We start from the raw sequence: 24,801 nt of genomic DNA, 5'->3' as shown, positions 1-24,801 counted from the left end.
CGCCCTGCCCACCTGTCCCCCAACGCACTCGTTCACCTGGTCACTCGTTCACCTGCCACTTGCCAGCCGCGCCAGCCCTCAGCTGGCGCGGCTGGCCTTGATCAGCTGGGTGCCGGCACTTTCCAGCGGCTGCAACAGCCGCAGCACCAGAATCAGCTGTGACAGCGCCAGGCGCCCGGTGGTGGACTCGACCTGCTCGATCTCGGCCTCCAGCGCCGCGATCTCATGATCGCTTTCCAGCGTGAGGGTGATCTCGCCGCCCGCCTCCAGCTGCTCACCCAATGTCGTCAGCTGCTGACTCAGACGCTCGCCATGGCGCAACAGCGTCTCGATGCCGCTGCTGGCGGACGAGGTGGATTCCAGCTCGCCACGATGCGCCGCCAATGCCGACAGATACCCCAGCGCGGTATGGGCATGGAGCAGGAAGCCGAAGCCCGGTTCCACGTCACGCCGGAAATGGCCCGGCTCCTTGCGCGCCGTCGCCAGCAGGCTCGAGAAGGCGGCGTCGGCATTGTGGGCATTGCGCCGCGCCAGGCGATAGGCCAGGTCATCGCGCTTGCCGTGGCGATACTGGGACAGCACCTCCCCCAGATAGCGCCCGCTGGTCTTGAGGCTGACACCGGCCTGACGATAGAGCTTGCGGCCTTGCCAGTCCGGCAGGATCAACACCACGGAAAGCCCCGCCAGCAGGCCACCGACCAGCGTATCGAACAGTCGCGGCCAGATGAGATCGAAGCCATCACCGACCTGGTTGAAGCAGGCCAGCACCATCAGGGTGATGGCCGCCGTCGCCAGGGTGTAGCGTGACCCGCGCGTGGCGAAGAACAGCACCCCCGCGACCACGGCGATGCCGGCCTGGAGGGTGGGGGCCGGGAACAGGCTGATCAGCGCCCAGCCAGCCAGCAGGCCGATCAAGGTACCGACGATGCGCTGAGCCAGGGTGCGCCGGGTATCGCCGAAGCTGGGCCGGCAGACGAACAGCCCCGTCAGCAGAATCCAGTAGCCCTGGGTCGGGTGGACCGCCAGCAGCACGCCATAGCCGGCCACCAGGGTCGCGGTCAGGCGCAGCGAGTGACGGAAGATCGGCGAGCGCGGGGTCAGATGGCTGCGAATGCGCTCGAGCATGTCCCGCGTGCCGTGAGGCGAGCGATCCAGCAGGCTGTTGTCGCTTTCACTGCTGCTGGCTTCCAGATCGCCGAGTCGCTCGATCTGCCCTTCGATCAACCGCAGGTTGCCCGCCAGCGCCTCCAGCGCCTGCATCAGATGACGCCATTCAGGCCGATGCTGCTGCTTGAGATACTCGAGCGAGGCGTTGAGGTCTTCCAGCGCCTGCTGGCTGTCACTGGCCTCGAAGGGCTGACGCATCAGCAGCGCCCGGCCCAGCCCCTTGCAGGCGCCGCCCTGCTGCTCCAGCAGGCGCTGACAGCGGAACAGGATATCGTGATGGAAGAAGGCATCACTGAGCTGGCCATAGGGGTAATGGCTCGAACTGGCCCGCTCATGAAGGTCCTGGGCGATGAAGTAGAGCCGCAGGTAGCGATCCAGCTTGCTGGTGTCGCGCCGCCCGGCAAGACGCCGGAAGACCATCTCCTTGGTCTGGTTGAGCGCCACGACCACGCGACCATTCTGCTCCGCCAGCGCCAGACGACGCGCCGAGCGATCCACGTTGCGCAGTGGCTCGAACAGCTGAGCCTTGAGAATCAGATAGCGGCCCAGTTCACGGTAGAGGGTCGCCATGCTGTGCTTGAGCGGCTGACGCGAGAACAGCGCGCACCACAGTACCGACAGCAGTCCGTACCAGGTCGCGCCGATCACCAGCAGCAACGGCTGGACCAGATTGATGCCCAGTCCCGGCTCACGCAGCCACTCGGGCAGGCTGCGCTCCAGCAGCGCGATCTGCCCATCGCCATGCTGCTGCTCGAGACTGATCATGGTGTACACGGCCAGAATCAGCGAGGCGCGGGCGATGGCCCCGTAGCGGGCATCGATCGCCGCCAGCATCGGCAAGGTGAAGGTGGCCAGCGCCAGGCCGATCACGAAGGGCAGCGGCATGCCGAACAGCAGCTCCACCGAGACGGCGGCGATGCTGAAGCAGGCCAGTGTCATGCCCAGCGCGCGCAGTCGCCCGCGCCAATGGTCATCCGTTTCCGCCAGTCCCGAGGCAATCACGCCGAGAAACAGCGGGATCACCAGCGCCATCTCGTCCAGCCAGAACCCTACCGCCATCACACCGCCCAGCGCGATGAGCATGCGCAGCGAATAGCTGAAGGCATCCAGCGTCCACAGTCGACGCAGGGAGTGGATGAGCGAGTGTTGCAGGGAGCGTGTCATGAAGTGTTCCGTGACCAGGGCGCGAGCAGCGCATTAGACTTTAGATTTATGCCGCTAGCATACCACCCTGTTCTGCCGTGTCCGATAGCTCCGGCTCACACAAGCGTTGGCAAGCGCTTCAGGCGCCAAACTCTCCGTCCGTGCCACTCTACCCACTCATGCTACCCACTCATGCCTACCCCGGATTTCATGGAGAATACCGATGCACCCACTCATCGAACGTGTCACTGGCGCCCTCGGGCTGTCACCGGAGATTGCCGAACAGGCGGTCGGCCTCATTCTCAAGTTCGTGCGTGAACAGGGCCCGGATGGGCCGGCGGCATCACTGCTGGGGGCCATTCCGGGCGCCGAAGGGTTGATCGGCAGCGCTGGCGAGGAAGCCGCCGAGTCCGGGGGCGGTGGCCTCATGGGCGGCCTGATGGGGGCGGTCAGTGCATTCACCGGAGGCAGCGGAGGGGGAGCACTGGAGCTGGGCCAGAAGCTGATGGGACTGGACCTGAACATGGATCAGGCACGTGGCGTGGCCGATGAGACGCTGAGCTATGCGCGCGAGCAAGCCGGCGATGGTGTGGTCGACCAGGTCATCGAGGGCATCCCGGGCCTCAAGCATCTGCTGTGACACCTTGCGTGCCCTCACGAAAAACGCCCCGCTGAGCAGATCAGCGGGGCGTTTTTTTCGGTCACTACGGCATGGCCGTCGGTTCAGCGAATCCGCTTGAGCAATGACTGCAGACGATTGAGCTGGGCGGAATCCCCGACCAGACGCACGCGCTGCTCCATCATGCCATTCAAGAAGGCCTTGGGAGACGGCTTGAGCAGGAAGGCCACCGCACTCTCAGCATCCGCGAAGCGCAGCTCAAGCTCCGTATCCACCGGCAGACCGGTGCCGGAGGTCACGCCTTCCCGAGACATCCGATAATGACGCGCGATGCTCAGATCCTCCGTGGCAACGCCCCAATCCAGCGAACGCGTCTCGAGCTGAGCGCGAAATTCGGGGTCGCGCCGGAAGGCACGCTTGAGCAACAGGCCCAGTACCCACAACAGCAACTTGAGCTTCATGGCGTCATTCCTTCCTTGAGAGGCGGCACGGTCAAGCGGTCAGCCGCGAACAGCCATCGATACCGTCCATGACAAAATGCCACCGGGCCCGAGTGGCGGAGCCGGTGGCATCGATACTGACATCGGGCAAGCATGGCGGGCCGCCACGCCAGCAGGGGCGCGGCGGCGTGGACCAGACTTACTTGGTCACCGCATCCTTCAATGACTTGCCCGGCTTGAAGGCCACTGTCTTGCTGGCCGGGATAGTCAGGGGTTTGCCTGTCTGGGGGTTCTTGCCGGTACGCGCTGCACGCTGACGCACCGTGAAGGAGCCAAAACCAATCAATGAAACATCGTTGCCCTTGGCGACCGTGTGGGTGATCTCGTCGAGAATCACGTTCAACACCTGACTAGCCTTGTCCTTGGACAGATCCGCACGCTCGGCGATGGCCGCAGCGAGTTCTGGCTTGCGCATGAAAAGCCCTCCTGGTTTGGCATTCTGCACGGGCGGCTCAGCCGCCGATTCATTGTTGTTCTTGCACGGATGTTGTTCTTGCACGGATGTTGCTGCACTTGCTGGCATTGCATGGCGCTTGGGCGATGCGATACCGGGTCCCCCTTTTTCGGGGTGAACGTCACCGGTAACACGTCGTCCCTGATTCTCGCCTGACGCTCTGTGACGGAAACTTCACTATCGTGCCTGACTACGCTGGCTTCAAGGGGTCTGCGACCATCGGCCATGGCATCGCCTAGCCTAGCAACGGCGGTGCCTGCCGCGCCAGCTCGACTTTCCTGCGAACGGAGGCGCCTGTCAACGCATATCCAATCAAGCGTTCGTTCGCATCGAGAGCGCGTGCATCGAGATCATCTCCCTCGCCCGTGATGTCCCAGCGCGCCACGGCCGTCCGAGGCGGGTAGGCCACGATGGGCAGCGCCGGTGTCTTGACCAGCACGGGCCAGGCCTTCCAGTCGAGCTCGACCGCCTCGCCGCACAGATTGGCGGCCAGCACCCGAGCCGCGGCCTGCAGGGGCTGCACGTACATGGCATTGACCCCTTCGACACTGGCGCAGTCTCCCAGCGCCCAGACATGCGGCCGGGAGGTCGCAAGGTGACGATCGACGCGGATGCCGTCCCCGCCAGCACTCAACCCCGCGCCCTGTGCCAGCTTGATGCGTGGCGCGAGCCCCGTAGCCAGCAGCACCAGCGAGCCCTCCACCGCATGACCACTCTGCAGCACCACGCTGACAGGTGCCTGCGTTGCCTTGCCGGCGGTGATGGTCTCGACCATCTCGCCTTGCAGCCGACGCACGCCGATGGCATCGAAGGCCTTGCCAAGTCGCTGGCCGAGCGCCTGGGGAAGCAAGCCATCCAGCGGAGTGTCTTCCGCCGCGATCAGGGTGACCTCATGTCCTGCGGCTTTCAGGTCATTGGCGTATTCACACCCCACCAGACCGGCACCGACGATCACGACACGGCCACTCTCCCCCGCCTCACGCGCTGCCGTCAGCGTGGCGCTGAAGGCGGCGTAGTCATCGAGATCATTGATGCTCATCACGCGCGAGCCGACCGAGTCATCGATGGGGAAGGGTCGCCGCGGCGCGGCACCGAGTGCCAGCACCAGCTCGTCATAGGCCAGGCATTCCTCGCCCAGCCAGACCTGTCGCGCGTGGGTATCGATGCTCGTCACTCGCTGATGGGTGCGCAGCTCGGCGTCCAGTTCATCCACCAGTGCCACGGAGGTCTGCCGTGCCAATGCCCGGGCGCTCATGCCCTTGGCAAAGGCGGTGGACAGCAGAGGCTTGGCGTAATCGTGGCCACTGTCCTGACTGACCAGGATCAGTCGACTGTCCTTGTCACGCGCACGCAGGGCACGCGCCAGGCCAATGCCGGCCATGCCGGTGCCGATGATGACAAGGGTACGAGGGTCGCGCATGGCGCCATCTCCTGAGATCGATCCGAGAGGAAAAGAGGGTAGTCGGGCCCCAGCATACCAGCCTGCCACTGGCGCGGGCATGCTCACGCTGCAGGCCTTGCGGTTCGGGCGTGCTAGACTCGCCACTTGTCATCCTGACAGGGAATTCATCGTGGTCTGTCACTCCCACTCGGCAGCGTTTGCCGGCAAGATCGCCATCCGGGCCATGTCTCGCTCGGAACTCAACACTCCCTGCGCTCACCAGAGAGCGATGGACTCGGCGGTCCGCCGCCACTGGCAGCCCGCCGCGAGCCTGCAAGGCGTCATGCCGGCCGGCTGGTGGCCATGGCTGTCCTCCAGCGACTCGCTGACCCAGCGTCTCGATCACGCCATGCGCATGCTCGATGGTCAGGGGCTGCGCGTGCGCCTGCTGCTGCAGGACACCGGCCCTGCCCGGCGTGATGAGGCGCGGATGCTGGGTATCGCGCCACGACGCCATGTCTGGCGGCGCGAAGTGGCCCTGTGTCATGGCGATGAGCCCTGGGTGATCGCGCGCTCGCTGGCGGCGCTGGACCTGGCCCATGGCCACCGTCTTTCGACGCTCGGCGAAGGCTCGCTGGGCCATTGGCTGTTCCGCCAGCCCGACCTGAACCGCAGCGCCATCGATGTCAGCCGGGCGCCACTGAGGCTTGCCAGCACGCAGCCGCTGGCACGCACCGCCAGCCTGTGGATGCGCCGCTCGATGTTCTCGCATGGTCGCTTCCGGGTACTGGTCCAGGAAGGTTTCACCCCTCGGTTCCAGCACGCTCTGGAACTCTGATTCCCCACTGCCGTTCGATCAGGAGTCCTGATGTCAGCGTCATCCGCTTCCCGCCCGTCCAAACTGGCCGATTACCTCGCCCTGACTCGTCTGGACCGCCCCATCGGCACCTGGCTGCTGATGTGGCCGACCCTCTGGGCCCTGTGGCTGGCGGCCGATGGGCTACCGGACCGCGATACGCTGCTGATCTTCGTGGCTGGTGTCTATCTGATGCGTGCCGCCGGCTGCGTGATCAACGACTACGCGGATCGCCACTGGGACAAGCATGTCGAACGCACCCGGGACCGCCCGCTGACCTCAGGACGCATCACGGAGCGCGAGGCGCTGACCCTGTTCGGTGTGCTGGTCGCGGCCGCCTTCGTGCTGGTGTGCTTCACCAACCTGACCACGGTGCTGCTGTCGATCGTCGCCGTGCTACTGGCGGCCAGCTATCCGTTCATGAAGCGCTTCCATCATCTGCCGCAGGTGGTGCTGGGTGCCGCCTTCGGCTGGGCGATTCCGATGGCCTTCGCGGCGACGCTTGAGGAGGTGCCGACCTATGGCTGGTGGCTGTTCGCGGCCAACCTGATGTGGACGGTGGCCTACGACACCGCCTATGCGATGGTCGATCGCAATGACGATCTCAAGGTCGGCATCAAGTCCACCGCCGTGCTGTTCGGCCGCGCCGACAAGCTGATGATCGGTCTGCTGCAGCTGGGCATGCTGGCGGTGTTGATCGGCATCGGCCTGCACCTGGCGCTGGGCATCTTCTACTGGCTGGGGCTGGCCGCGGCGGCCGTGACCTTCGTCTGGCAGCAGCGCCTGATTCGCGAGCGGGAGCGTGGCCCCTGCTTCCAGGCATTTCTCAACAACCACTGGTCCGGCCTGCTGATCTTCGCGGGCATCGCGCTGGCGACCTGGCCAGCTGCCTGACCCCTCTTTCCGGCCAACGGGCCCGCGTCCTCATCCGGTCTGCCAGCGATCTTCCTCGTGCGGCGAGGCGTGACATTCACGCCTTGAGAGAGTTGAGGGACTCGCTGGCAAGCCGGGCGGCAAGCTGCCAAGCTGGCGATTGTCATCTCACTGTCATATAAGCAGGTTGTAATCGTCATCGACTTGTCATTCTGGCGCGTGCGCCGACTGCTGCATGGGATCTAGCGATGAGCTCCAAGACCGTACTGATTGTCGACGACGAATCCTCGATACGCGAGATGATCGCCGTCGCCCTGGAAATGGCGGATTACCGCGTGCTGGAGGCCGACAATGCCCAGGACGCCCACGCCATCGTCGTCGATGAAAAGCCCGATCTGCTGTTGCTGGACTGGATGATGCCCGGCACCAGCGGGCTGGAACTGGCGCGCCGCCTCAAGCGTGACGAGACCACGGCGGAGCTGCCGATCATCCTGCTCACCGCCAAGGGCGAGGAAGACAACAAGATCCAGGGGCTCGAGGCCGGGGCGGACGATTACATCACCAAGCCCTTCTCGCCACGCGAGCTGGTGGCACGCCTCAAGGCCGTGCTGCGCCGCACCACGCCCAAGGGCGTCGAGGAGTCGGTGGAAGTCGAGGGTCTGATGCTCGACCCCGCCAGCCACCGCGTGACCGCACACGGCAACTCCCTGGAGGTCGGCCCCACCGAATACCGCCTGCTGCAGTTCTTCATGACCCATCAGGAGCGCGCCTACACCCGTAGCCAGCTGCTGGATCAGGTCTGGGGCGGCAATGTCTATGTCGAGGAGCGCACCGTGGACGTGCACATTCGTCGTCTGCGCAAGGCGCTGGGCGAGGGGCATCAGCACTTGATCCAGACCGTCCGCGGTACCGGTTATCGCTTCAGCGCCCAGGCCTGAGACGCGGATGCGCTACTGGACGAACGAGCTATGGCGGCTGGGCTATCTGGCGGGCGGCTTCGGGCTGGTCGGCGGACTGCTCGGCCTGCTGGGCTGGGGCCTGGCGCTGGGGCTGGCGCTGTACCTGTTCGTCCATCTCAAGCATCTCAAGAGCCTCTACACCTGGCTGATCACCAACCCCCATGAAGAGCCGCCGCCCGGCGATGGCGTCTGGGGGGATCTGCTCGATCGTCTGTATCGCTACCAGAAGGGTCAGCGTCAGGCGCAGGAGCGACTGCGCAGTATCCTCAACCGCATCCAGGAGTCCTCGGAAGCGATGCGCGATGGCCTGGTGATGCTCGACAACCACGGCGACATGGAGTGGTGGAACAGCGCTGCCGAGCAGTTGATCGGCCTCAAGGCCAGTCACGACCGCGGCCAGCACGTCACCAACTACCTGCGTGACCCCGTGTTCATCGATTACTTCAATCGGCTGGCCTATCGTGAGCCGCTGACCCTGCAATCGCCGCTCTCCGACAACCTGACCCTGCAGATCTCCATCACCCTGTTCGGTGACAACGAGCGCCTGGTGATGGTGCGCGATGTCACCCGTCTCTACCGTCTCGAGGAAATGCGCCGCGATTTCGTGGCCAATGTCTCCCATGAGCTGCGCACGCCGCTGACGGTACTGGCCGGCTACCTCGAGACCTATTCCGACTATGCCGATGACCTGCCCCCGCGCTGGCAGCGTGGCCTGGGACAGATGCAGAGTCAGACCGACCGCATGCAGCACCTCGTCGAGGATCTGCTGACCCTGTCGCGCCTGGAGACCGACGAGCTGTCGGGCGAAGGACGTCGCATCGACATGGCACAGCTGCTGACACGTATCCGGGAAGATGCCGAAGGCCTCTCGAAGGAGCGGCATGTCATCACGGTGGAGGTCGAGCCCGGACTGGCCCTGATGGGTGAGGAGCAGGAGCTGAGAAGCGCGATCTCGAATCTGGTCTTCAATGCGGTGCGTTACACGCCGGAAGACTGCCACATCACGCTGCGCTGCCAGAGCACCAGCGAGGGCGTGATGGTCGAGGTGGAGGATGACGGTGACGGCATTGATCCCGTGCATCTACCGCGCCTGACGGAGCGCTTCTATCGCATCGACAAGGGACGCAGCACCGCCACTGGTGGCACCGGGCTGGGACTGGCCATCGTCAAGCATGTGCTGATCCGCCATCAGGGCCGCCTGGAGATCGACAGCCTGCCCGGCGAGGGCGCACGCTTCCGTTGTCATTTCCCGGCGGAGCGTCGCTGCGCGACGACTGCCTGACGGTAGACACGAACGCCCCGCCGCGCCCTCTGCATGAGGTCACGGCGGGGCGTCGTGGTATCTGCGTTCGTCAACGCTCGCGATAAAGCCTGGCTCAGCGGCGCGGGGCAGGCAGCTGTCGGTAGTGGCTCTGCCACATCAGGACGGCACCCGCCACGGCCCCGGGAATGAACAGCAGGTTGGCCAAGGGCACCAGCGTCAGCACGAACACGGCACCACCGAAGGTCAGTGACGGCCACCAGCGCGCCTTGAGACGCTGCTTCATGTCACCGAAGCTGACCTGATGGTTGTCCATCGGATAGTCCAGATACTGGATCGCCATGCTCCAGGCCGAGAACAGCCCCCACAGCAGCGGTGAGAGCAGATTCAGGCCCGGAATGAAGCCGAGAATGAACAGCGCGATCATGCGGGGAATGAAGTAACCCAGTTTGGCCATCTCGCGCCCCAGCGAGTCGATCCCGATCTTCACCAGGCCACGCTCATCCTCGATCAGGGTGCCATCCAGACGATGCTCAACCTTCTCGGCCAGAATGCCGTAGAACGGCGCCGCGATCAGATTGGTCACCAGGCTGAAGGTGAAGAACACCGCCAGCAACAGACTCAGCACCAGCACCGGCCAGATCAACCAGCTCAGCCATTCCAGCCAGCTGGGCACCTTGAGCATCCAGTAATCGATCCAGCCCTCGAACTGGCTGAACAACAGCCACAGCGTGGCACTGTAGAGCACCAGGTTGATCGCCAGTGGTACGAACACGAAACGGCGTAGCCCGGGGGTATAGACCATGCGGGTCCCGCGGACCAGCGCCGATACGGCATCAATCATGCGACGTCCTCGTCATCTCGTGAAAGGCGGCTGCCCTCGGGCGGCCGGAGCCACACCCTAGCACTACCACCCGCCCCACGCAGCTGTCGGCGCATCAAATGGCAGACGCCCCGCACTCCGTCGGCGGGACAGAGGCGGGGCGTCATCGGCAGACAGGCGTCAGGCCCCGGGGAAGGGGCCTGCACGTCAGGGCTTGTCGAGATCCTGCGGCTGGAGGTCATGGGTGTCGGTGTGACGCACGTCCACGCCCTTGACCAGGAAGATGACGTACTCGGCGAGGTTGTCGGCGTGATCCCCGATACGCTCCAGCGCACGCAGAATCCACATCACGTTGAGCACCGGGGTGATCTGGCGCGCGTCTTCCATCATGAAGGTCATCAGCGAACGCATCGCACTCTGGTATTCCAGGTCCACCGAGGCGTCCTCACGCAGTACCTTGAGCGCCAGATCCGTGTCGAAGCGGGCGAAGGCGGTCAGCGAGTCACGCACCATGCTGCGCACATGCTGACTGAGGTGACGCACCTCGACCATGCCACGCGGGCTCTGGCCGTTCTCGACCAGCGAGATGGCATTGCGCGCGATCTTGCTGGACTCGTCACCGATGCGCTCCAGATCGGAGGTGGCGCGAATCACGGCCAGCACCAGACGCAGGTCAGAGGCCGCCGGCTGACGGCGCGCCAGCACGCGGGTGCACTCGTCATCGATCTTCAGCTGCATGTCGTTGACGGCCTTGTCATTGTCACGCACGCGTGTCGCCGTCTCGCTGTCACCCTCCAGCAGGGCCGTGACGGCATCCTGCAGCTGCTTCTCCACCAGACCGCCCATGGCCAGCAGGTGTGTCTTCAGCGCATCCAGCTCGTGATTGAACTGCTGGGATATGTGCTTGCCGTGCGAATCGCTGGTGATATCCATTACCCTCTCCCGGGAAGTCATCCGCCGAGGCAGGCGGTCTCTGACATGTGGCATTGATGTAGAAGCGCTGCAGCAGGGTCTGGCGCAGGCGGCTCCCTCCTAGCATGACGCCTCTTGATTGCAGTTATATTTCACTCGAGCGCCGGGACGCCAATCGAATCTCGCGCCGCGCTGAAATATCCACGACGCGATGGCCCATCCGCCAACGTCCCGCGCGAGACACGTGTCAGCCACCTGCAGTGCCGCTTTGGTGATCTCACCCGAAACGGCCGGTGATGTAGTCCTCGGTCTGGCGACGACGCGGATTGGTGAACAGCTGATCGGTCGGGGCATATTCCACCAGCCGTCCTTCATGCAGAAAGGCCGTGGCATCCGAGACACGTGCTGCCTGCTGCATGTTGTGGGTGACGATGACCAACGTCAGGCGTGAGCGCAGCGAGCGGATCAGCTCCTCGATCTTGAGCGTCGAGATCGGATCCAGCGCCGAGGCTGGCTCATCCAGCAGCAGGACTTCCGGCTCCACCGCCAGCGTGCGCGCGATCACCAGGCGCTGCTGCTGGCCACCGGAAAGCCCCAGCGCGCTGTCGAACAGCCGGTCCTTCACTTCCTCCCACAGCGCCGCGGCCCGCAGACAGGATTCGACCTTGTCATCCAGATGGCGCTTGTCATTCTCGCCGACCAGCCGCAGCCCGAAGGCCACGTTCTCGTAGACCGACATCGGGAAGGGGTTGGGCGTCTGGAACACCATGCCGACGCGCCGGCGCAGCATGGGGACATCCACGCCCCGGGCATGGATGTCCTCGCCTTCCAGCCAGACCTTGCCGCTCAGGCGTGACTGCTCATCGAGATCGGTCATGCGATTGAAGGTGCGCAGCAGGCTCGACTTGCCACACCCCGAGGGGCCGATGAAAGCCGTCACGCGCTTGCGCGCGATGCGCAGGCTGATATCGTCAAGCGCACGCCGTCGGTGACGCTCCTTGCCCACCTGCGCCTGATAATCGAGGCACAGGTGGCGGGTTTCCAGGCACGTGTCCTGCGGATTGACGACCTCGGGATGCTGCGAGCTCGACTGGACGCTCTCACGTGCAGAGTCACGCTTCATTCGGTGGCTCCCTTGTAACGTTGTGCCAGCATGTGACGCAGGCGAATGGCACTCAGATTGAGGCACAGGATCACGACCACCAGCACCAGCGCGGTCGCGTAGACCAGCGGGCGACTGCTGAAGGCATCGCTGCTCTGGAAGGCCAGATCATAGACCTGATGGCCGAGGTGCATGAACTTGCGATCCAGATGCAGCCACGGGAAGCTGTCATCCAGCGGCAGGTCCGGTGCCAGCTTGACCACGCCGACCAGCATCAAGGGCGCGACCTCGCCTGCCGCACGCGCCACCGCCAGAATCAGCCCGGTCATCAAGGCCGGAGATGCCGCGGGAATCACCACGCGCCTGAGAGTCTCGAAGCGCGTGGCACCCAGTGCCAGCGCGCCTTCGCGCAGGCGATGCGGCACCCGCGCCAGCCCCTCCTCCGTGGCCACGATCACCACCGGCAGCGTCAGCAGCGCCAGCGTCAGCGATGCCCACAGCAATCCACCGGTGCCGAAGGTGGGGGTCGGCAGACGCTCGGAAAAGAACAGTTCATCCAGGCCGGCCCCCAGCCCGTAGACGAAGAACCCCAGCCCGAAGACCCCATAGACGATGGAAGGCACGCCGGCGAGATTGCGCAGCGCGATGCGGGTCAGTCGCGTGAGACGCCCCTGATGCGCGACCTCGTGCAGATAGAGGGCCGCCATCACGCCGAAGGGCATCACCAGAATCGCCATCAGCACCACCATCAGCACGGTACCGAAGATGGCGGGCCAGATGCCGCCACTGCCTCCATTGGGCGAGCCGGAGACGAAGTCACGAAAGCGCTCCAGCGTCAGCAACAGTCGTCCGCCAAAGCCCATGGCATTCGGCTGCCAGACATGACGGATGTCATTCAGCGCGATGCGCCCCTCATGACCGCCATTGCCCCCGAGCAGCAGCTGGCCGGCGTCCAGGGCTCCCCGGAGGGCCAGCAGTTGCCCCTCACGGGTGATCAGTGCCTCGCGTGTCGTCTCGAGCTCCGCGATCAAGGAGGCATCCGCCTCGTCCTGCGTCGTGACAGGCCCTTGTCGAGCGGACAGTTGCTGCTGCAAGGCCAGCAGGCGCGCACTCAAGGCCTCGCTGTCAGCGCGCAGTGCCGCCAGCTGACGGCGCTGCCCCTCAAGCGCCGCCAACCGCGCATGCAGTGCCTCGGCATTCTGGTGCAGTGAAGGAGTCGGTGCCCCCGGGACCGCACTGTCGGAAGAGAGCTGCGGAGAATGATCCAGCTCACCGGTGAGCGGATCACTCAGCGCTCTGGCCATGCCATACAACACTCGCCCGTCGCGCATTTCCAGCATCAGTGCCTGGCGAGGAAAGCGGATATTCTCCATCAGGGTATCCGGCAGCCACTGCCAGCTCGCCGAGGCCCCATCCTGAGAGGAGGTCTGCAGCAGCCACCAGCGCTGCGACTGTCGCTCACGTTGCTGATCACCGGTGTCCGCTGCCGAGGGACGCAGCTCCTCATGCATCAATTCGCCCAGCAGGTGACGGTTGTCCGCCGCCGGCTCGCCACGGGTGGTCTTGAGCGCCGTGACGCTCTGCCCCGGCTGGGTGGTGAGTTCGACCTCGACCAGCCGTGAGGGCCAGAAGTGACTGAGCGAGCCCACCACCAGCAGGCTGATCAGCCCCAGCACCAGTACCAGCGAGACACTGACCGCCATGGCATTCAGCCAGCCCCAGGGGCCACCATCACGCCAGTAACGTGCCAGACGCGCCGTCACAGGCTCACGAGGTCTGAGCAACGAGGACGGCGGTACCGCATCAGGACGACTCATCCCCAGCCTCCACGTTGCGGCGGCATGAAGCGCAGCCGCAGCACTTCCGCCAGCGTATTGACCACGAAGGTGAAGAGGAACAAGGCCAGCGCGGCAAGGAACAGCAGGCGGTAATGGCTGCTGCCGACCTCGGCTTCCGGCAACTCGATCGCCAGGGTCGCCGCCAGTGAGCGCACTCCCTCGAACAAGCTGGCATCCACCAGCGGCGTGTTGCCGGCGACCATCAACACGATCATCGTCTCGCCCACGGCGCGCCCCATGCCGATCATCATCGCGGAGAACAGCCCGACGGCGGCGGCCGGCAGGATCACGCGGCGCAGACTCTGCCAGGGTGTCGCCCCCAGTGCCGCGGACCCCGCCGCCAGTCCGCGAGGGACTGAGGACAGCGCATCCTCACTGAGCGTGAAGAGTGTCGGCATCACCGCCAGCCCCAGCGCCATACCGGTCACCAGGGTATTGCGCTGGGCGTAATCGATGCCGTGATGGGCAAACAGCCATTGACGGATGTCGCCCTCGAACCACCAGGCTTCCAGTTGATGAGCCAGCGTCACATCCAGCCACAGCAGCAGCATCAGCAGCGGCAACAGCCCGAAGGCGGCCATGTTTTCCGGCATCAGGCTGCGTAGTGCGCGCGGCGACAGGGTCCACACGAAACCGGCCACCATGGTGCCCAGCGGAATCAGTACCAGCCCCAGCAGCACGGCCATCAATTCACGCTCGACGAAGGGCGCGACCACCAGCGCCGCGATGAAGCCGATCACCACCGTGGGCAAGGCCTCCATCATCTCCAGCATCGGCTTGATGCGCGCCCGCTGGCGCGGGGCCATGAAACAGGCCACATGGATGGCACAGCCCAGTCCCAACGGCACGGCAAACAGCAGGCCGACCAGCGCGACCTTGAGCGTCCCCCACATGATGGGTACCAGCGACAGGCGGGGTTCATGGGCACCGGTGCTCTCTAGCTGCCAGACCCAGGCCGGTGCGTCACGCCCCTCATACCAGACCTTGCCGAAGATCGCGCCAAGCCCCACGACCTGATGCGGATCACGGATCTCGAGACCCGCATAGGCCTGTTCAAGAGCCCCCAGACCACCTGCCACGGACGTTGGCCGTGCCAGCAGACGACGATCCGCCTGCTGGAAGCTCAACTCGACTCCTGCCGCCACCTGTGCGGGTGACAGCCAGTCCACCAGCTGCCGACGACGCTCGGCCGTGGCGAGATACAGCCCGAGTCGGCCATCCGCGTCGAGTGCCGCGAAGCCCAACCCATGATGTGCCGCGGCGATGGTTCTCACCGGGGCCGACAGGCCACTGTCGAAGTCTCCCGCCTTGATCAGCGGGCTGGCATGCGCGGGCAGCAGGTAATGACTCAGTCCACCGCCGGCATCCCCCAGGATCAGGCTCTTGCCGCCGCGCAGGACACTCAGGGCGGTGATCGGCTGGGCAGCATGCTCCTGCCGGCCCAGCTTGCGGGCCAGAGGTACCTGGCCGGCGGACGCATCGTTCAACTGCCATTGAGTGAAGGCATGCGGCCCTGCCGTGACCAGCAACTGCCCCTCCAGGGCCGAAAGGCTGGCCGGACCGGGCAGCCATTGCTGCTGCCAGCTGCCTTGCGGCGTGGTCGAGGCCAGTCTTGCCAGCCACAGACGATCACCTTGTCGATCGGGCATGCGCAGCCATAGCTGCTGTCGGCTCTGCGTGAGGTGAGCCTGCCGATGATCCAGTCCCTCGGGTACCTGGAGGGAACTCGATCGACGCAGACCGTCATCGGTGTGCTGGATCAGCTGCAACCGGTTGCCGGCCAGCCACTCGATCCGCCACTCGTCCATGTCCGCGGCGCGAGTGTCCAATGCTCGAGATTCCAGTACCTGCGAGCTGCTCGGCGTCGTGCCGGGCGGTTTGAGCAGCGGCCATGACACGCTGATCAGATAGCCGAGCATCACCACCACCAGCGCCATCACGCCAAGACCGGCAACCGTCAGCCACAGGCTTGCCAGGCGATCGCGACGTAGACGGCGAGATTGCATTCGTGAGGCTTCAGCAGCAGCCGGCATGAATATTCACCACAAGAGAAGAAGCGCGCGGGGAGGGATCACTCCCGCGAGCGAAAGATGGGGTCTGCCTCAAGATTATGTCCATGAGATGACAGCGAGATGACAAGCGTACTCAGAGACCCTCGCCCTCATCCAGCCCCAGACGTTCACGCCACTGGTTCAGCTGATCGTCCGGCAACGGTACATAGCCTTCCCGCAGGATGGCCTGTTGTCCCTGACGCGACATGATCAACGACAGGAACGCCTGCTCCAATGACGGCAGCGGCTTGTCAGGCACACGATTGACGTAGATGTACAGGGCGCGTGTCAGCGGGTAACGCCCGTCGCGGATACTGGCCCGACTCGGAAATATCGCCATGCTGCCGGCGTCACGACTCACCGACAGCTGTTTGACCATGGGAGATGAGGTGCTGAAGCTGGCGTAGCCGATCCCGCCCGGCGAGGAGCCCACGGCGCCGATGATCGACGCCGAACCCGGTTGCTCGCTCACGTCCAGTCGGAAGTCGCCGCCACACAGGGCGACACGCCGGAAGGCACCGTAGGTCCCGGAGGTGGCACTGCGCCCGAAGCGGCTGATCTGACGCTCAGCCCAGTCTCCCGACAGCCCCAGTTGCCCCCACCGATCGGCCCGCTGACTGCCACACTCATGACTGGCCGAGAAGATGGCATCGAGCTGCGCGATGCTGATCGACTCCAGCGGATTGCGGCGATGTACGAGGATGCCCATGGCATCCAGCGCCACGGGGACTTCCAATGGCGGATACCCGAATGCCCGGATGAAGTCCTGGCGCTCCTGATCGCTCATCGGCCGCGACATCAGCCCCACCCGTGTGGTGCCGGCAATCAAGGCAGGCGGCGCCGTCGAGGACCCCGCTGCCTGCAACTGGACCCGCACCCCTGGATGGTAGCGACGCAGCTGAGCCGCCCACCGCGTCACCAGCACCGAGAGGGTATCGGAGCCCACGGCCGTCAGGTTGCCGACGACCCCCGGCACGGGGCGATATTCAGGTACCTCGGCAAACGCGGGCACGACCGGCATCAGCAGGCAGGCCAGCAACGCAAGGCGACTCGAGAGCCAACGGGGACGACGCAAGGATGCGATGAAGAACATGACGATTTCAGGCCTGAAAGATGAATGATGCGCTCATTGGCGGTGATGACTATCGCGTTGTTCCTTCAACTCCTGCCACTCCTTCAATACCACTTCCCTGCGTGAGGCTGCCTCACCAGCGGCATTGCTGCGCCGAGTATCCTTCATTGCAACGTTGAGGCACGAGACCAACATGCTGCAATGCAAGAAAATTCCCGCTGCAACGCCTGGCGAGAGAGGACATCCCTTCCACTGGCAGAGTAGGATACCGGACATGAGATGCCTTTCGTGAGCCACTGCCCGCTCGGGCTCTCCTTCCATCGCCACTAGGCAAACCATCGACGCCACTGGGCAAACCGCCGACGCCAGTGCACCCTGAAGACATAACAACAAGACAGCGAGTGACGACATGCAAGCCCTGGATGATGCCCCGGTGCCGAACGGCACGCTGACGCTCAAGCTGATCGCTCAGCGTCACGATACCAATCTTTATGGCGATATCAGCGGTGGCTGGTTGATGCATCGCATGGATGAGGCCTGCGAGCTGGCCGCCGGCCGTGTGGCCAACGGACGGACTGCCACTGTCGCCGTGGAGGGCCTCGACTTTCTCTCACCGGTGCGCGTCGGCTCGGTGGTCAATATCTTCACGCACGTCACGGAAGTCGGACGCAGCTCGGTACGGCTCACGGTCGAGGTCTGGATTCGGCCGCCTCAGGAGCGCAACCATCGTGCGCTGACCAAGGTGACCGAGGCCAACTACGTGATGGTGGCCCTGGACGACAATGGCCGAATCCGCGCGGTGCCGGAACAGGGCAACGACGAGGAAAGTGTCTGACGTGATGGACACCGCCATTCATGAAGAAGCCGCCCCGAGGGGCGGCTTCTTCATTTCCCACCAGAGCCCGCCTGACACCGCCTGACGAGCGAGTCGCGATGTCCCCACACACGGCGGCGGGCGGTCACTTCAGCTCTCGCCCAGCACCCGGGCACGCGCATCAAGGAAGCCCTGCTCACCGATGCGCGTCCAGGGGGCGACCTGCTGCTGGAAGGCACGGTAGGACTCGTAGACACGCCTGGCGTCCTCATCCTTGGCGATGAACTCGTCCAGCACTTCGTTGGACGCCTTGAACAGCGCCGCGTAGACATCCTGCGGAAATTCGCGCAGCTCAACGCCATGTTCCTCGACCAGCGAGGTCAGGGCGGTGGCATTGCGCAGCGCGAATTCATCCACCATCGCATGATTGGCAATCCTGGCTGCCTGGATCACTACCTGCTGGAGGTCTTCCGGCAACGCCTGCCAGGCCTCGAGATTGACGGTGCCTTCGAGAATGGCGGAGGGCTCGTTCCAGGCCGGGGAGTAGTAATACTTGGCCACCTGATGCAGACCGAAGGCCAGATCATTGTAGGGACCGACCCAGTCGGTGGCGTCGATCACACCGGTCTCCATCGCAGTGAAGATCTCGCTGCCCGGCAGATTCACCGCGCTGGCACCGATGCGGTTCATCACTTCACCCGCGAGCCCCGGAAGACGGATCTTCAGGCCCTTCATGTCCGAGAGACTGTTCACTTCCTTGTTGAACCAGCCGGCCATCTGGGTGCCGGTGTTGCCCACCGCCAGCGGCTTGAGGTTGTGACGCGCGTAGATCTCGTCCCACAGCTTCATGCCATCGCCGTGATACAGCCAGGCGTTGGTCTCGGTGGTATTCATGCCGAAGGGCACGGCGGTGAAGAACTGGGCGGCAGGTACCTTGCCCTTCCAGTAATAGGACGCCGAGTGGCCCATCTGGGCAGTCCCGGAAGACACGGCGTCGAAGACTTCCAGCGCCGGCACCATCTCACCGGCCCCATAGACCTTGACCTGAAGACGACCACCGGAAAGCTTCCCGATCAGACTGGCGAACTCATTGGCACCGGTGCCCAGCGCCGGGAAGTTCTTCGGCCAGGAGGTCACCATCTTCCAGTGGATGGTTTCCTCCTCGGCGGCATTGGCCGTGGAGACGAAAGGTGCAGCGGCGAGACCGGCAGCACCGGCCCCCAGAGCAAAGAGAAAACGGCGGCGTTGCATGGGGCGTTCCTTGTTCGAGTTGTGGGCAATGCATGACGCGGCATCAAGACAGCAGATTATCTGCCACTATGCCGCGACCCATGGATGGCCCACAACTGCACCAAGGCCGTAATGGCGCACGAATACCGCGCCCCCTGCACCGCTTTTCACTTCTCGCCAGCGCCTGCTGTCAGCGCCTCATGCCTGCGTCTGCCATCAATGCAGGATCAGCTGAGTACTTCCAGCTTGGCGAAGCCCAGCACCAGCCACTTGTCGCCTTCGCCCTCGAAGCTGATCTGGACACGCGCGCGCTCGCCCTGGCCTTCGGCGTTGATGACCACGCCCTCGCCGAACAGCGGATGACGCACCAGGCTGCCGAGCGACAGCGCCGGCATGTCGCCATTGGCCTCGACACTCTCCTGACGCGGCCCGGAGGGGCGACGATTCGGCGTAGCACGCTGGGTCGAGACCGGACGCGAGACCTGGCCACGCAGGCGCACTTCCTCCAGCAGCTCTTCCGGCAGCTCACGCAGGAAGCGCGACGGTCGCTGGAAGGTCTCCTTGCCGTGCATGCGCCGCAGCTCGGCGTAGGTCAGGTAGAGGCGCTGCATGGCGCGGGTGACACCGACGTAGCACAGGCGACGCTCTTCCTCGAGACGCCCCGGCTCCTCCAGTGACATCTTGTGCGGGAACAGCCCTTCCTCGACCCCGGCGACGAACACCACCGGGAATTCGAGCCCCTTGGCGGAGTGCAGCGTCATCATCTGTACGCATTCCTCGCCTTCGGCGGCTTCATGATCACCGGCATCCAGCGCGGCTTCGGCGAGGAAGGGCTCCAGCGCCTCGGCCCCTTCGCTGGGGGCTTCCGGGTCCATGCGCTCGCCCTGACTGAAGGCACGACAGGCGTTGACCAGCTCGGCAAGGTTCTCGAGACGCGCCTGGCCCTTCTCGCCCTTCTCGGCGGCGTGGTGCTCGCGCAGGCCGGAGACGTGGATGACGTGCTCGACCAGCTCATGCAGCGCCATGCCGGCGGTGTCGTTGTCGAGGCCATCGATGATGTCGGCGAAGGCACGCACGGCGGTGGCGGCGCGCCCCTTGAGGGCGCCGTCGGAAACCGCATCGCTCATCGCCTGCCACATGGTCAGGTTGCCGTAGCGCGCACGCTCGCGCAGCTGCTCGACGGTGCGCATGCCGATGCCACGCGCCGGCACGTTGATCACGCGCTCCAGGGCGGCATCGTCCTCGCGGTTGTTCATCAGACGCAGGTAGGCGAGCGCGTTCTTGATCTCGAGACGCTCGTAGAAACGCTGCCCCCCGTAGATGCGATACGGCATGCCCTGGCGGATCAGCGTCTCCTCCAGCACGCGTGACTGGGCGTTGGAGCGATACAGGATCGCGATCTCGTCGCGACTGTAACCATGCTCATTGACCAGTTCGCGGATGGTATCGGCGATGTAGCGCGATTCGTCGATGTCGTTGAAGCCGGCATAGACCCGAATCCGCTCGCCACGGCCGCTGTCGGTCCACAGCTCCTTGCCCATGCGCCCGCCGTTGTGGCTGATCAGGGCGTTGGCAGCCTCCAGGATGGCGCTGGAGGAGCGGTAGTTCTGCTCCAGACGCACCACCCGGGTATTGGCGAATTCCTCGGTGAAGCGCTGGATGTTCTCGACCCGTGCGCCACGCCAGCCGTAGATGGACTGGTCATCATCGCCGACCACGGTCATGCATTCGCGATCACCGGCCAGCAGCTTCAGCCAGGCGTACTGCAGGGTGTTGGTATCCTGGAACTCGTCGACCAGCAGGTGGGCGAAGCGCTCGCGGTAATGCGCCAGCAGATGCGGCGTGTCACGCAGCAGCTCCAGCGAGCGCAGCAGCAGCTCACCGAAATCCACCAGTCCGCCACGCTCGCAGGCGAGCTGATAGAGCTCGTACATCTCGACCATCTTGCCCATGTAGGCGTCGCCGTGGGTCTGGACCTGATGGGCCCGCAGCCCCTCTTCCTTGCAGCCGGCGATGAAGTACTGGACCTGCTTGGGCGGCCAGCGCTCGTCATCGACGTTGTGCTCCTTGAGCAGCCGCTTGACCATGCGCAGCTGGTCATCGCTGTCGATGATCTGGAAGTGCTCGGGCAGACGCGCCTCCTGCCAGTGGGTGCGCAGCAGACGGTGACTGATGGAGTGGAAGGTGCCGACCCACATGTGGCGCAGACTGCTGCCATTGAGCGCCTCGAGACGCGTGCGCATCTCGCGGGAGGCCTTGTTGGTGAAGGTCACCGACAGGATGGCATAGGGCGAGAACTGATATCGGTCCATCAGCCAGGCGATGCGATGGACCAGCACGCGGGTCTTGCCGGAACCGGCGCCCGCCAGTACCAGCATGTTGCCCGGCGGCGCGGACACGGCCTCACGCTGATGCGTGTTGAGGTGATCGAGGAGGGGCGATTCGGACATGCAGGGCTCACCACAGGGCAGAGAAGTCGAGGGGCGGGGCAGCGGGTCGGGGGCTGCCCTGTTCAGGCATCCACCTTATCACAGCGGCCTGCCCTGCTCTTCCCTGCACGCGTCATCCCTGACAGGTGACGCTTGTATGGCACTCAGTGCGTATCGAAGTCGTGATCATCGATGCGCAGGGTGGCAAGGCTCTTCTTGACCGCTTCCAGCTGCTCCTTGAGCTTGGGACCACGTGCCTTGGCGACCCCCACCGCCAGCGTATCGACGATCACCAGATGCGCGATGCGTGAGCTCATCGGCGTATAGATCTCGGTGTCTTCATGCACATCGATGTGCAGCGGCAGCGTGACTTCATCCGCCAGCGGCGAGCCGCTGGGACACAGGCCGATGACGGTCGCGCCGGCATCCCGTGCCAGACGCACGCTGGCGATCAGCGCCTTGGTGCGTCCGGTCTGGGAGATGGCGACCACCACGTCGCGCGGCCCCAGCGTCACCGCTGACATGTTCTGCATGTGCGGGTCGGTGTAGGCGGCAGTGGAGATCTGCAGACGAAAGAACTTGTGCTGGGCATCGTGGGCCACGGCACCCGAGGCGCCATAGCCGTAGAACTCGACCCGGCTGGCGGAGGCCAGCGAGTGGATGGCACGTGCGACGGCTTCGGCATCCAGACGGTCACGCACTGACAGCAGCGTGCCGATGGTGGAATCGAACAGCGAGTGAGAGAACTCCGCCACGCTGTCGGAGTCATTCATCGAGAACTGGGCGAACTGGGTGCCCGTGGCCAGGCGTTGCGCCAGCTGGAGCTTGAAGTCCTGGAAGCCGGCAAAGCCCATCGCACGACAGAAGCGCACTACCGTCGGTTCACTGACCGAGGATTCACTGGCCAGATCGACGATCCGCATGTGAATCACCTCCTCCGGATGGCGGAGGACGTAACGGGCAACCTTCTGTTCAGAGCGGCGGAAATTCTCCATCCGGCTCCTCAGGTCGTCGAAGATGGCATGACTCACGGCACACTCCTTGCAGACTTCATGGGCATGCCTGAGCTTACGACATCCCCCGGGGGGTGTCGCCATCACAGGCGGTCTATGGTCACAATTTTGTCAAGTGAGCTATAGTAAAACGGTGTGGCGCCAGTGAAAGCCCACATCCTTTGGATGCCATGGAGGTCGAATCATGCGTAATTCAGAGCAGGTAGATACGCTCAAGAACGAGCTTCTCGATATTTTCATGACCCTCGGTGCCGACGAACATCAGGCCCGCAAGAAACAAAGCGCAGTCCGCCACCTCCGCGCCAGACGCGGAATCGAAATGCACAACGAAATCAAGCGCCTGAGCGAGGATTTAAGCGACATCGAAGTGCTGGAAACGGAAAGCGATATCGATACCCACTGATTCTCGGGCGGGGAGCGATACGCCTCCCCGCCGAGCAGTCCCCCATCTCCCTGCCAGCTCAGGGACGAGGGCTTCTGTCTTCCTTGCCGCCATCTCTGATGAGCATGGTCAGCCCCCCTCGCGACATTTTCTTCTGCCTTCGGGCCCTCAGCCTTCATTTCCCTCTGCAATGACTCTGCCTTCTGCCGCGCGCTCGCCACGGTGTCACTCTCGATCATCCTCCATCTGCACCGACACTCTCTGCCTCATTGTCATGTCATCGCCCAGGACGATGCACCAACAGGGTGCAAGTACACACTGACATGAACGTGACGCCCGCCATCTCCCACACTGAGCATCGAGTCGCCGCCTGGGTGTCGTGCACGGGCCATCTCGGCCAGAAACGCGAGAGGCTCGCCGGATAGGCGAGCCTCTTGTCGTTCTTCAATGCCGTCAGATCCGTGCTGACAGAACATCAGGACAGCCTGAAGAGTGGGGCCGGGATTACAGGCTGGAGGCGAAGACCACCACCACGCCGATCGGGGCGATGAAGCGCGCCACGAAGCTCCACAGCTTGAAGGCCGAGTCGCTCATGTTGAGCTGACTGCGCACTTCATCACGCCCCATGAACCAGCCGACGAAGACGATGGTCGCCAGGCCGGTCAGCGGCAGCATCAGCTTGCTGGTCGCGTAATCGAGCAGGTCGAAGATGGTCATGCCCTCGAACTTGGCGAACATGCCCAGCGGCGCCACATCACTCCACAGATTGAAGGACAGGATGGTGGCGATCCCCAGCAGCCAGGTCGCGATCCCCGCCACCCAGGCAGAGGCCACGCGTGACATCGGCGTCTTCTCTTCCAGCCATTCGACGATGGGTTCCAGCAGCGAGATGCCTGAGGTCCAGGCCGCGAAGACCAGCAGCACGAAGAACACCACGCCGAACACTTCTCCGCCCGGCATGTGGCCGAAGGCCAGCGGCAGGGTCTGGAAGATCAGGCCCGGGCCCGCAGCGGCGTCGAGACCATTGGAGAACACCACCGGGAAGATGGCCAGCCCCGCCAGCAGAGCGATGACGGTATCCAGCACCACCACGATCAGCGCGGTACGCCCGATGTTGACGTCATCGGAGAGATAGGAGCCGTAGGCCATCATGATGCCCATGCCCAGTGACAGGGTGAAGAAGGCATGCCCCATCGCCGCCAGCACGCCATCCTTGTCGAGCTTGGAGAAGTCCGGTGTCAGCAGCCAGGCAGCCGCTTCGGCGAAGCCATCAGTGGTCGCCGCATACCCGACCAGCATGACCAGCATGACCGCCAGCAGCGGCATCAGGATCTTGGCGGCACGCTCCAGACCACCCGCGACGCCCCCGGCCACGACCAGGATCACCATCAGCATGAAGGCACTGTGCCAGGCCAGCAGGGTGGTCGGGTCGCCCAGCAGACCACCGAACAGACTGCCTGCCGTGTCAGAGGTCAGGCTTTCGAAGCTGCCACTGGCGGCGTCGGCGATGAAGGCCAGTGCCCAGCCACCGATGACACTGTAGAAGGACAGGATCAGATAGGCGCCGAGCACACCGGCCACCCCGATCAACACCCAGGCGGGGCTACGCTTGAGGCGCGCACTGATGTGACTCATGGTCGAGATCGGGTTCTTCTGTCCCAGGCGGCCCAGCAGCCACTCGGACATCAGGATCGGCAGGCCGATCAACAGAATGCAGACCAGATAGACAAGAACGAAGGCACCGCCGCCGCTCTCACCGGTCATGTACGGGAATTTCCAGATGTTGCCCAGTCCGACGGAGGAACCGACGGCGGCCAGGGTAAAGGCCAGGCGAGAAGACCACTGAGCGTGGGAATGCGGTTTGGATGACATGTGAGTCCCTGATTCGTCGCGATGATGCCAGCCACGGGTAGCGGCCTGTG

At 64.3% G+C, this 24,801-nt stretch carries 21 protein-coding genes; 7 read left to right on the top strand and 14 right to left on the bottom strand.

Annotated features, from left to right (window positions below; translation table 11 throughout):
- Nucleotides 1-78: 78 nt before the first annotated feature.
- Nucleotides 79-2,331 carry a YccS family putative transporter gene (gene yccS / locus HXS65_RS10865; RefSeq protein WP_084207716.1) on the bottom strand — a complete coding sequence of 751 codons (2,253 nt, stop codon included), beginning with the start codon at nt 2,329-2,331 and terminating at the stop codon, nt 79-81.
- A gap of 202 nt (nt 2,332-2,533) precedes the next feature.
- On the opposite strand from yccS, the gene HXS65_RS10860 reads away from it, so the two are divergent.
- Nucleotides 2,534-2,950, top strand: a complete 417-nt coding sequence (locus HXS65_RS10860; RefSeq protein ID WP_077379862.1) for a DUF2780 domain-containing protein — start codon at nt 2,534-2,536, stop codon at nt 2,948-2,950.
- An 83-nt stretch (nt 2,951-3,033) separates the two neighbouring features.
- On the opposite strand, the gene HXS65_RS10855 is transcribed toward HXS65_RS10860, so the two are convergent.
- The 3 genes from HXS65_RS10855 to HXS65_RS10845 all read right to left on the bottom strand — a co-directional run bounded on the left by HXS65_RS10855 (nt 3,034) and on the right by HXS65_RS10845 (nt 5,303).
- The gene (locus tag HXS65_RS10855) at nt 3,034-3,390 is read right to left on the bottom strand and encodes a hypothetical protein (protein WP_077379860.1); all 357 of its coding nucleotides are present in this window, start codon (nt 3,388-3,390) and stop codon (nt 3,034-3,036) included.
- A gap of 178 nt (nt 3,391-3,568) precedes the next feature.
- Complete coding sequence (locus HXS65_RS10850) at nt 3,569-3,844, bottom strand: HU family DNA-binding protein (protein ID WP_024952843.1); 276 nt, start codon at nt 3,842-3,844, stop codon at nt 3,569-3,571.
- A 274-nt stretch (nt 3,845-4,118) separates the two neighbouring features.
- A complete protein-coding gene (locus tag HXS65_RS10845) occupies nt 4,119-5,303 on the bottom strand; it encodes an NAD(P)/FAD-dependent oxidoreductase (RefSeq protein WP_176493845.1) in 1,185 nt (394 codons plus the stop codon).
- Between the two features lie 79 nt (nt 5,304-5,382).
- Between HXS65_RS10845 and HXS65_RS10840 the strand changes: the two genes are divergently transcribed.
- The 4 genes from HXS65_RS10840 to phoR all read left to right on the top strand — a co-directional run bounded on the left by HXS65_RS10840 (nt 5,383) and on the right by phoR (nt 9,234).
- Nucleotides 5,383-6,102: a chorismate lyase gene (locus tag HXS65_RS10840; RefSeq protein WP_255304484.1), complete on the top strand. Its 720-nt coding sequence runs from the start codon at nt 5,383-5,385 to the stop codon at nt 6,100-6,102.
- Nucleotides 6,103-6,132: 30 nt separating this feature from the next.
- Entirely contained in the window at nt 6,133-7,014 is an 882-nt protein-coding gene (gene ubiA / locus HXS65_RS10835) for a 4-hydroxybenzoate octaprenyltransferase (protein ID WP_176493844.1), read from the top strand.
- A 227-nt stretch (nt 7,015-7,241) separates the two neighbouring features.
- Nucleotides 7,242-7,931 carry a phosphate regulon transcriptional regulator PhoB gene (gene phoB / locus HXS65_RS10830; RefSeq protein WP_077379851.1) on the top strand — a complete coding sequence of 230 codons (690 nt, stop codon included), beginning with the start codon at nt 7,242-7,244 and terminating at the stop codon, nt 7,929-7,931.
- 7 nt (nt 7,932-7,938) lie between these two features.
- Nucleotides 7,939-9,234, top strand: coding sequence for a phosphate regulon sensor histidine kinase PhoR (gene phoR / locus HXS65_RS10825; protein ID WP_136939518.1), 1,296 nt, complete (start codon nt 7,939-7,941; stop codon nt 9,232-9,234).
- 94 nt (nt 9,235-9,328) lie between these two features.
- On the opposite strand, the gene cysZ is transcribed toward phoR, so the two are convergent.
- The 6 genes from cysZ to HXS65_RS10795 form a co-directional block, all read right to left on the bottom strand.
- The gene (gene cysZ, locus HXS65_RS10820; RefSeq protein ID WP_084207711.1) at nt 9,329-10,057 is read right to left on the bottom strand and encodes a sulfate transporter CysZ; all 729 of its coding nucleotides are present in this window, start codon (nt 10,055-10,057) and stop codon (nt 9,329-9,331) included.
- Between the two features lie 186 nt (nt 10,058-10,243).
- Complete coding sequence (gene phoU / locus HXS65_RS10815; protein ID WP_077379844.1) at nt 10,244-10,969, bottom strand: phosphate signaling complex protein PhoU; 726 nt, start codon at nt 10,967-10,969, stop codon at nt 10,244-10,246.
- A 256-nt stretch (nt 10,970-11,225) separates the two neighbouring features.
- Nucleotides 11,226-12,071 (bottom strand): phosphate ABC transporter ATP-binding protein PstB, encoded by an 846-nt coding sequence (pstB, locus tag HXS65_RS10810; protein WP_176493843.1) that lies wholly within the window; start codon nt 12,069-12,071, stop codon nt 11,226-11,228.
- Nucleotides 12,068-13,867: a phosphate ABC transporter permease PstA gene (gene pstA / locus HXS65_RS10805; RefSeq protein ID WP_176493842.1), complete on the bottom strand. Its 1,800-nt coding sequence runs from the start codon at nt 13,865-13,867 to the stop codon at nt 12,068-12,070. Before pstA ends, pstB begins: the two co-directional genes overlap by 4 nt.
- Nucleotides 13,864-15,894, bottom strand: a complete 2,031-nt coding sequence (locus HXS65_RS10800) for an ABC transporter permease subunit (RefSeq protein WP_176493841.1) — start codon at nt 15,892-15,894, stop codon at nt 13,864-13,866. Before HXS65_RS10800 ends, pstA begins: the two co-directional genes overlap by 4 nt.
- A 139-nt stretch (nt 15,895-16,033) precedes the next feature.
- Complete coding sequence (locus HXS65_RS10795) at nt 16,034-17,032, bottom strand: PstS family phosphate ABC transporter substrate-binding protein (protein ID WP_176493840.1); 999 nt, start codon at nt 17,030-17,032, stop codon at nt 16,034-16,036.
- Between the two features lie 388 nt (nt 17,033-17,420).
- Here HXS65_RS10795 and HXS65_RS10790 point away from each other — a divergent pair, with 388 nt between their 5' ends.
- Nucleotides 17,421-17,846, top strand: coding sequence for an acyl-CoA thioesterase (locus tag HXS65_RS10790; protein ID WP_077379833.1), 426 nt, complete (start codon nt 17,421-17,423; stop codon nt 17,844-17,846).
- 129 nt (nt 17,847-17,975) lie between these two features.
- Here the strand turns inward: HXS65_RS10790 and HXS65_RS10785 are convergent, their stop codons facing one another.
- The 3 genes from HXS65_RS10785 to hexR all read right to left on the bottom strand — a co-directional run bounded on the left by HXS65_RS10785 (nt 17,976) and on the right by hexR (nt 22,515).
- On the bottom strand, nt 17,976-19,076 hold the full coding sequence (locus HXS65_RS10785) for a TRAP transporter substrate-binding protein (RefSeq protein ID WP_176493839.1): 1,101 nt from the start codon (nt 19,074-19,076) through the stop codon (nt 17,976-17,978).
- Nucleotides 19,077-19,282: 206 nt separating this feature from the next.
- Nucleotides 19,283-21,505, bottom strand: a complete 2,223-nt coding sequence (gene uvrD / locus HXS65_RS10780) for a DNA helicase II (protein WP_136939512.1) — start codon at nt 21,503-21,505, stop codon at nt 19,283-19,285.
- Between the two features lie 143 nt (nt 21,506-21,648).
- On the bottom strand, nt 21,649-22,515 hold the full coding sequence (gene hexR, locus HXS65_RS10775) for a transcriptional regulator HexR (RefSeq protein ID WP_043331730.1): 867 nt from the start codon (nt 22,513-22,515) through the stop codon (nt 21,649-21,651).
- A gap of 166 nt (nt 22,516-22,681) precedes the next feature.
- Between hexR and HXS65_RS10770 the strand changes: the two genes are divergently transcribed.
- The gene (locus HXS65_RS10770; RefSeq protein ID WP_077379827.1) at nt 22,682-22,900 is read left to right on the top strand and encodes a PA3496 family putative envelope integrity protein; all 219 of its coding nucleotides are present in this window, start codon (nt 22,682-22,684) and stop codon (nt 22,898-22,900) included.
- Nucleotides 22,901-23,383: 483 nt separating this feature from the next.
- Here the strand turns inward: HXS65_RS10770 and HXS65_RS10765 are convergent, their stop codons facing one another.
- Nucleotides 23,384-24,751, bottom strand: coding sequence for a sodium-dependent transporter (locus HXS65_RS10765; RefSeq protein ID WP_077379825.1), 1,368 nt, complete (start codon nt 24,749-24,751; stop codon nt 23,384-23,386).
- Nucleotides 24,752-24,801: the final 50 nt, after the last annotated feature.

Source organism: Cobetia sp. 5-25-4-2 (assembly GCF_013374075.1).
Lineage (GTDB): Bacteria > Pseudomonadota > Gammaproteobacteria > Pseudomonadales > Halomonadaceae > Cobetia > Cobetia marina.
Note: the sequence above shows the minus strand (reverse complement) of the source record. Positions and strands in the feature narration are given on the sequence as shown.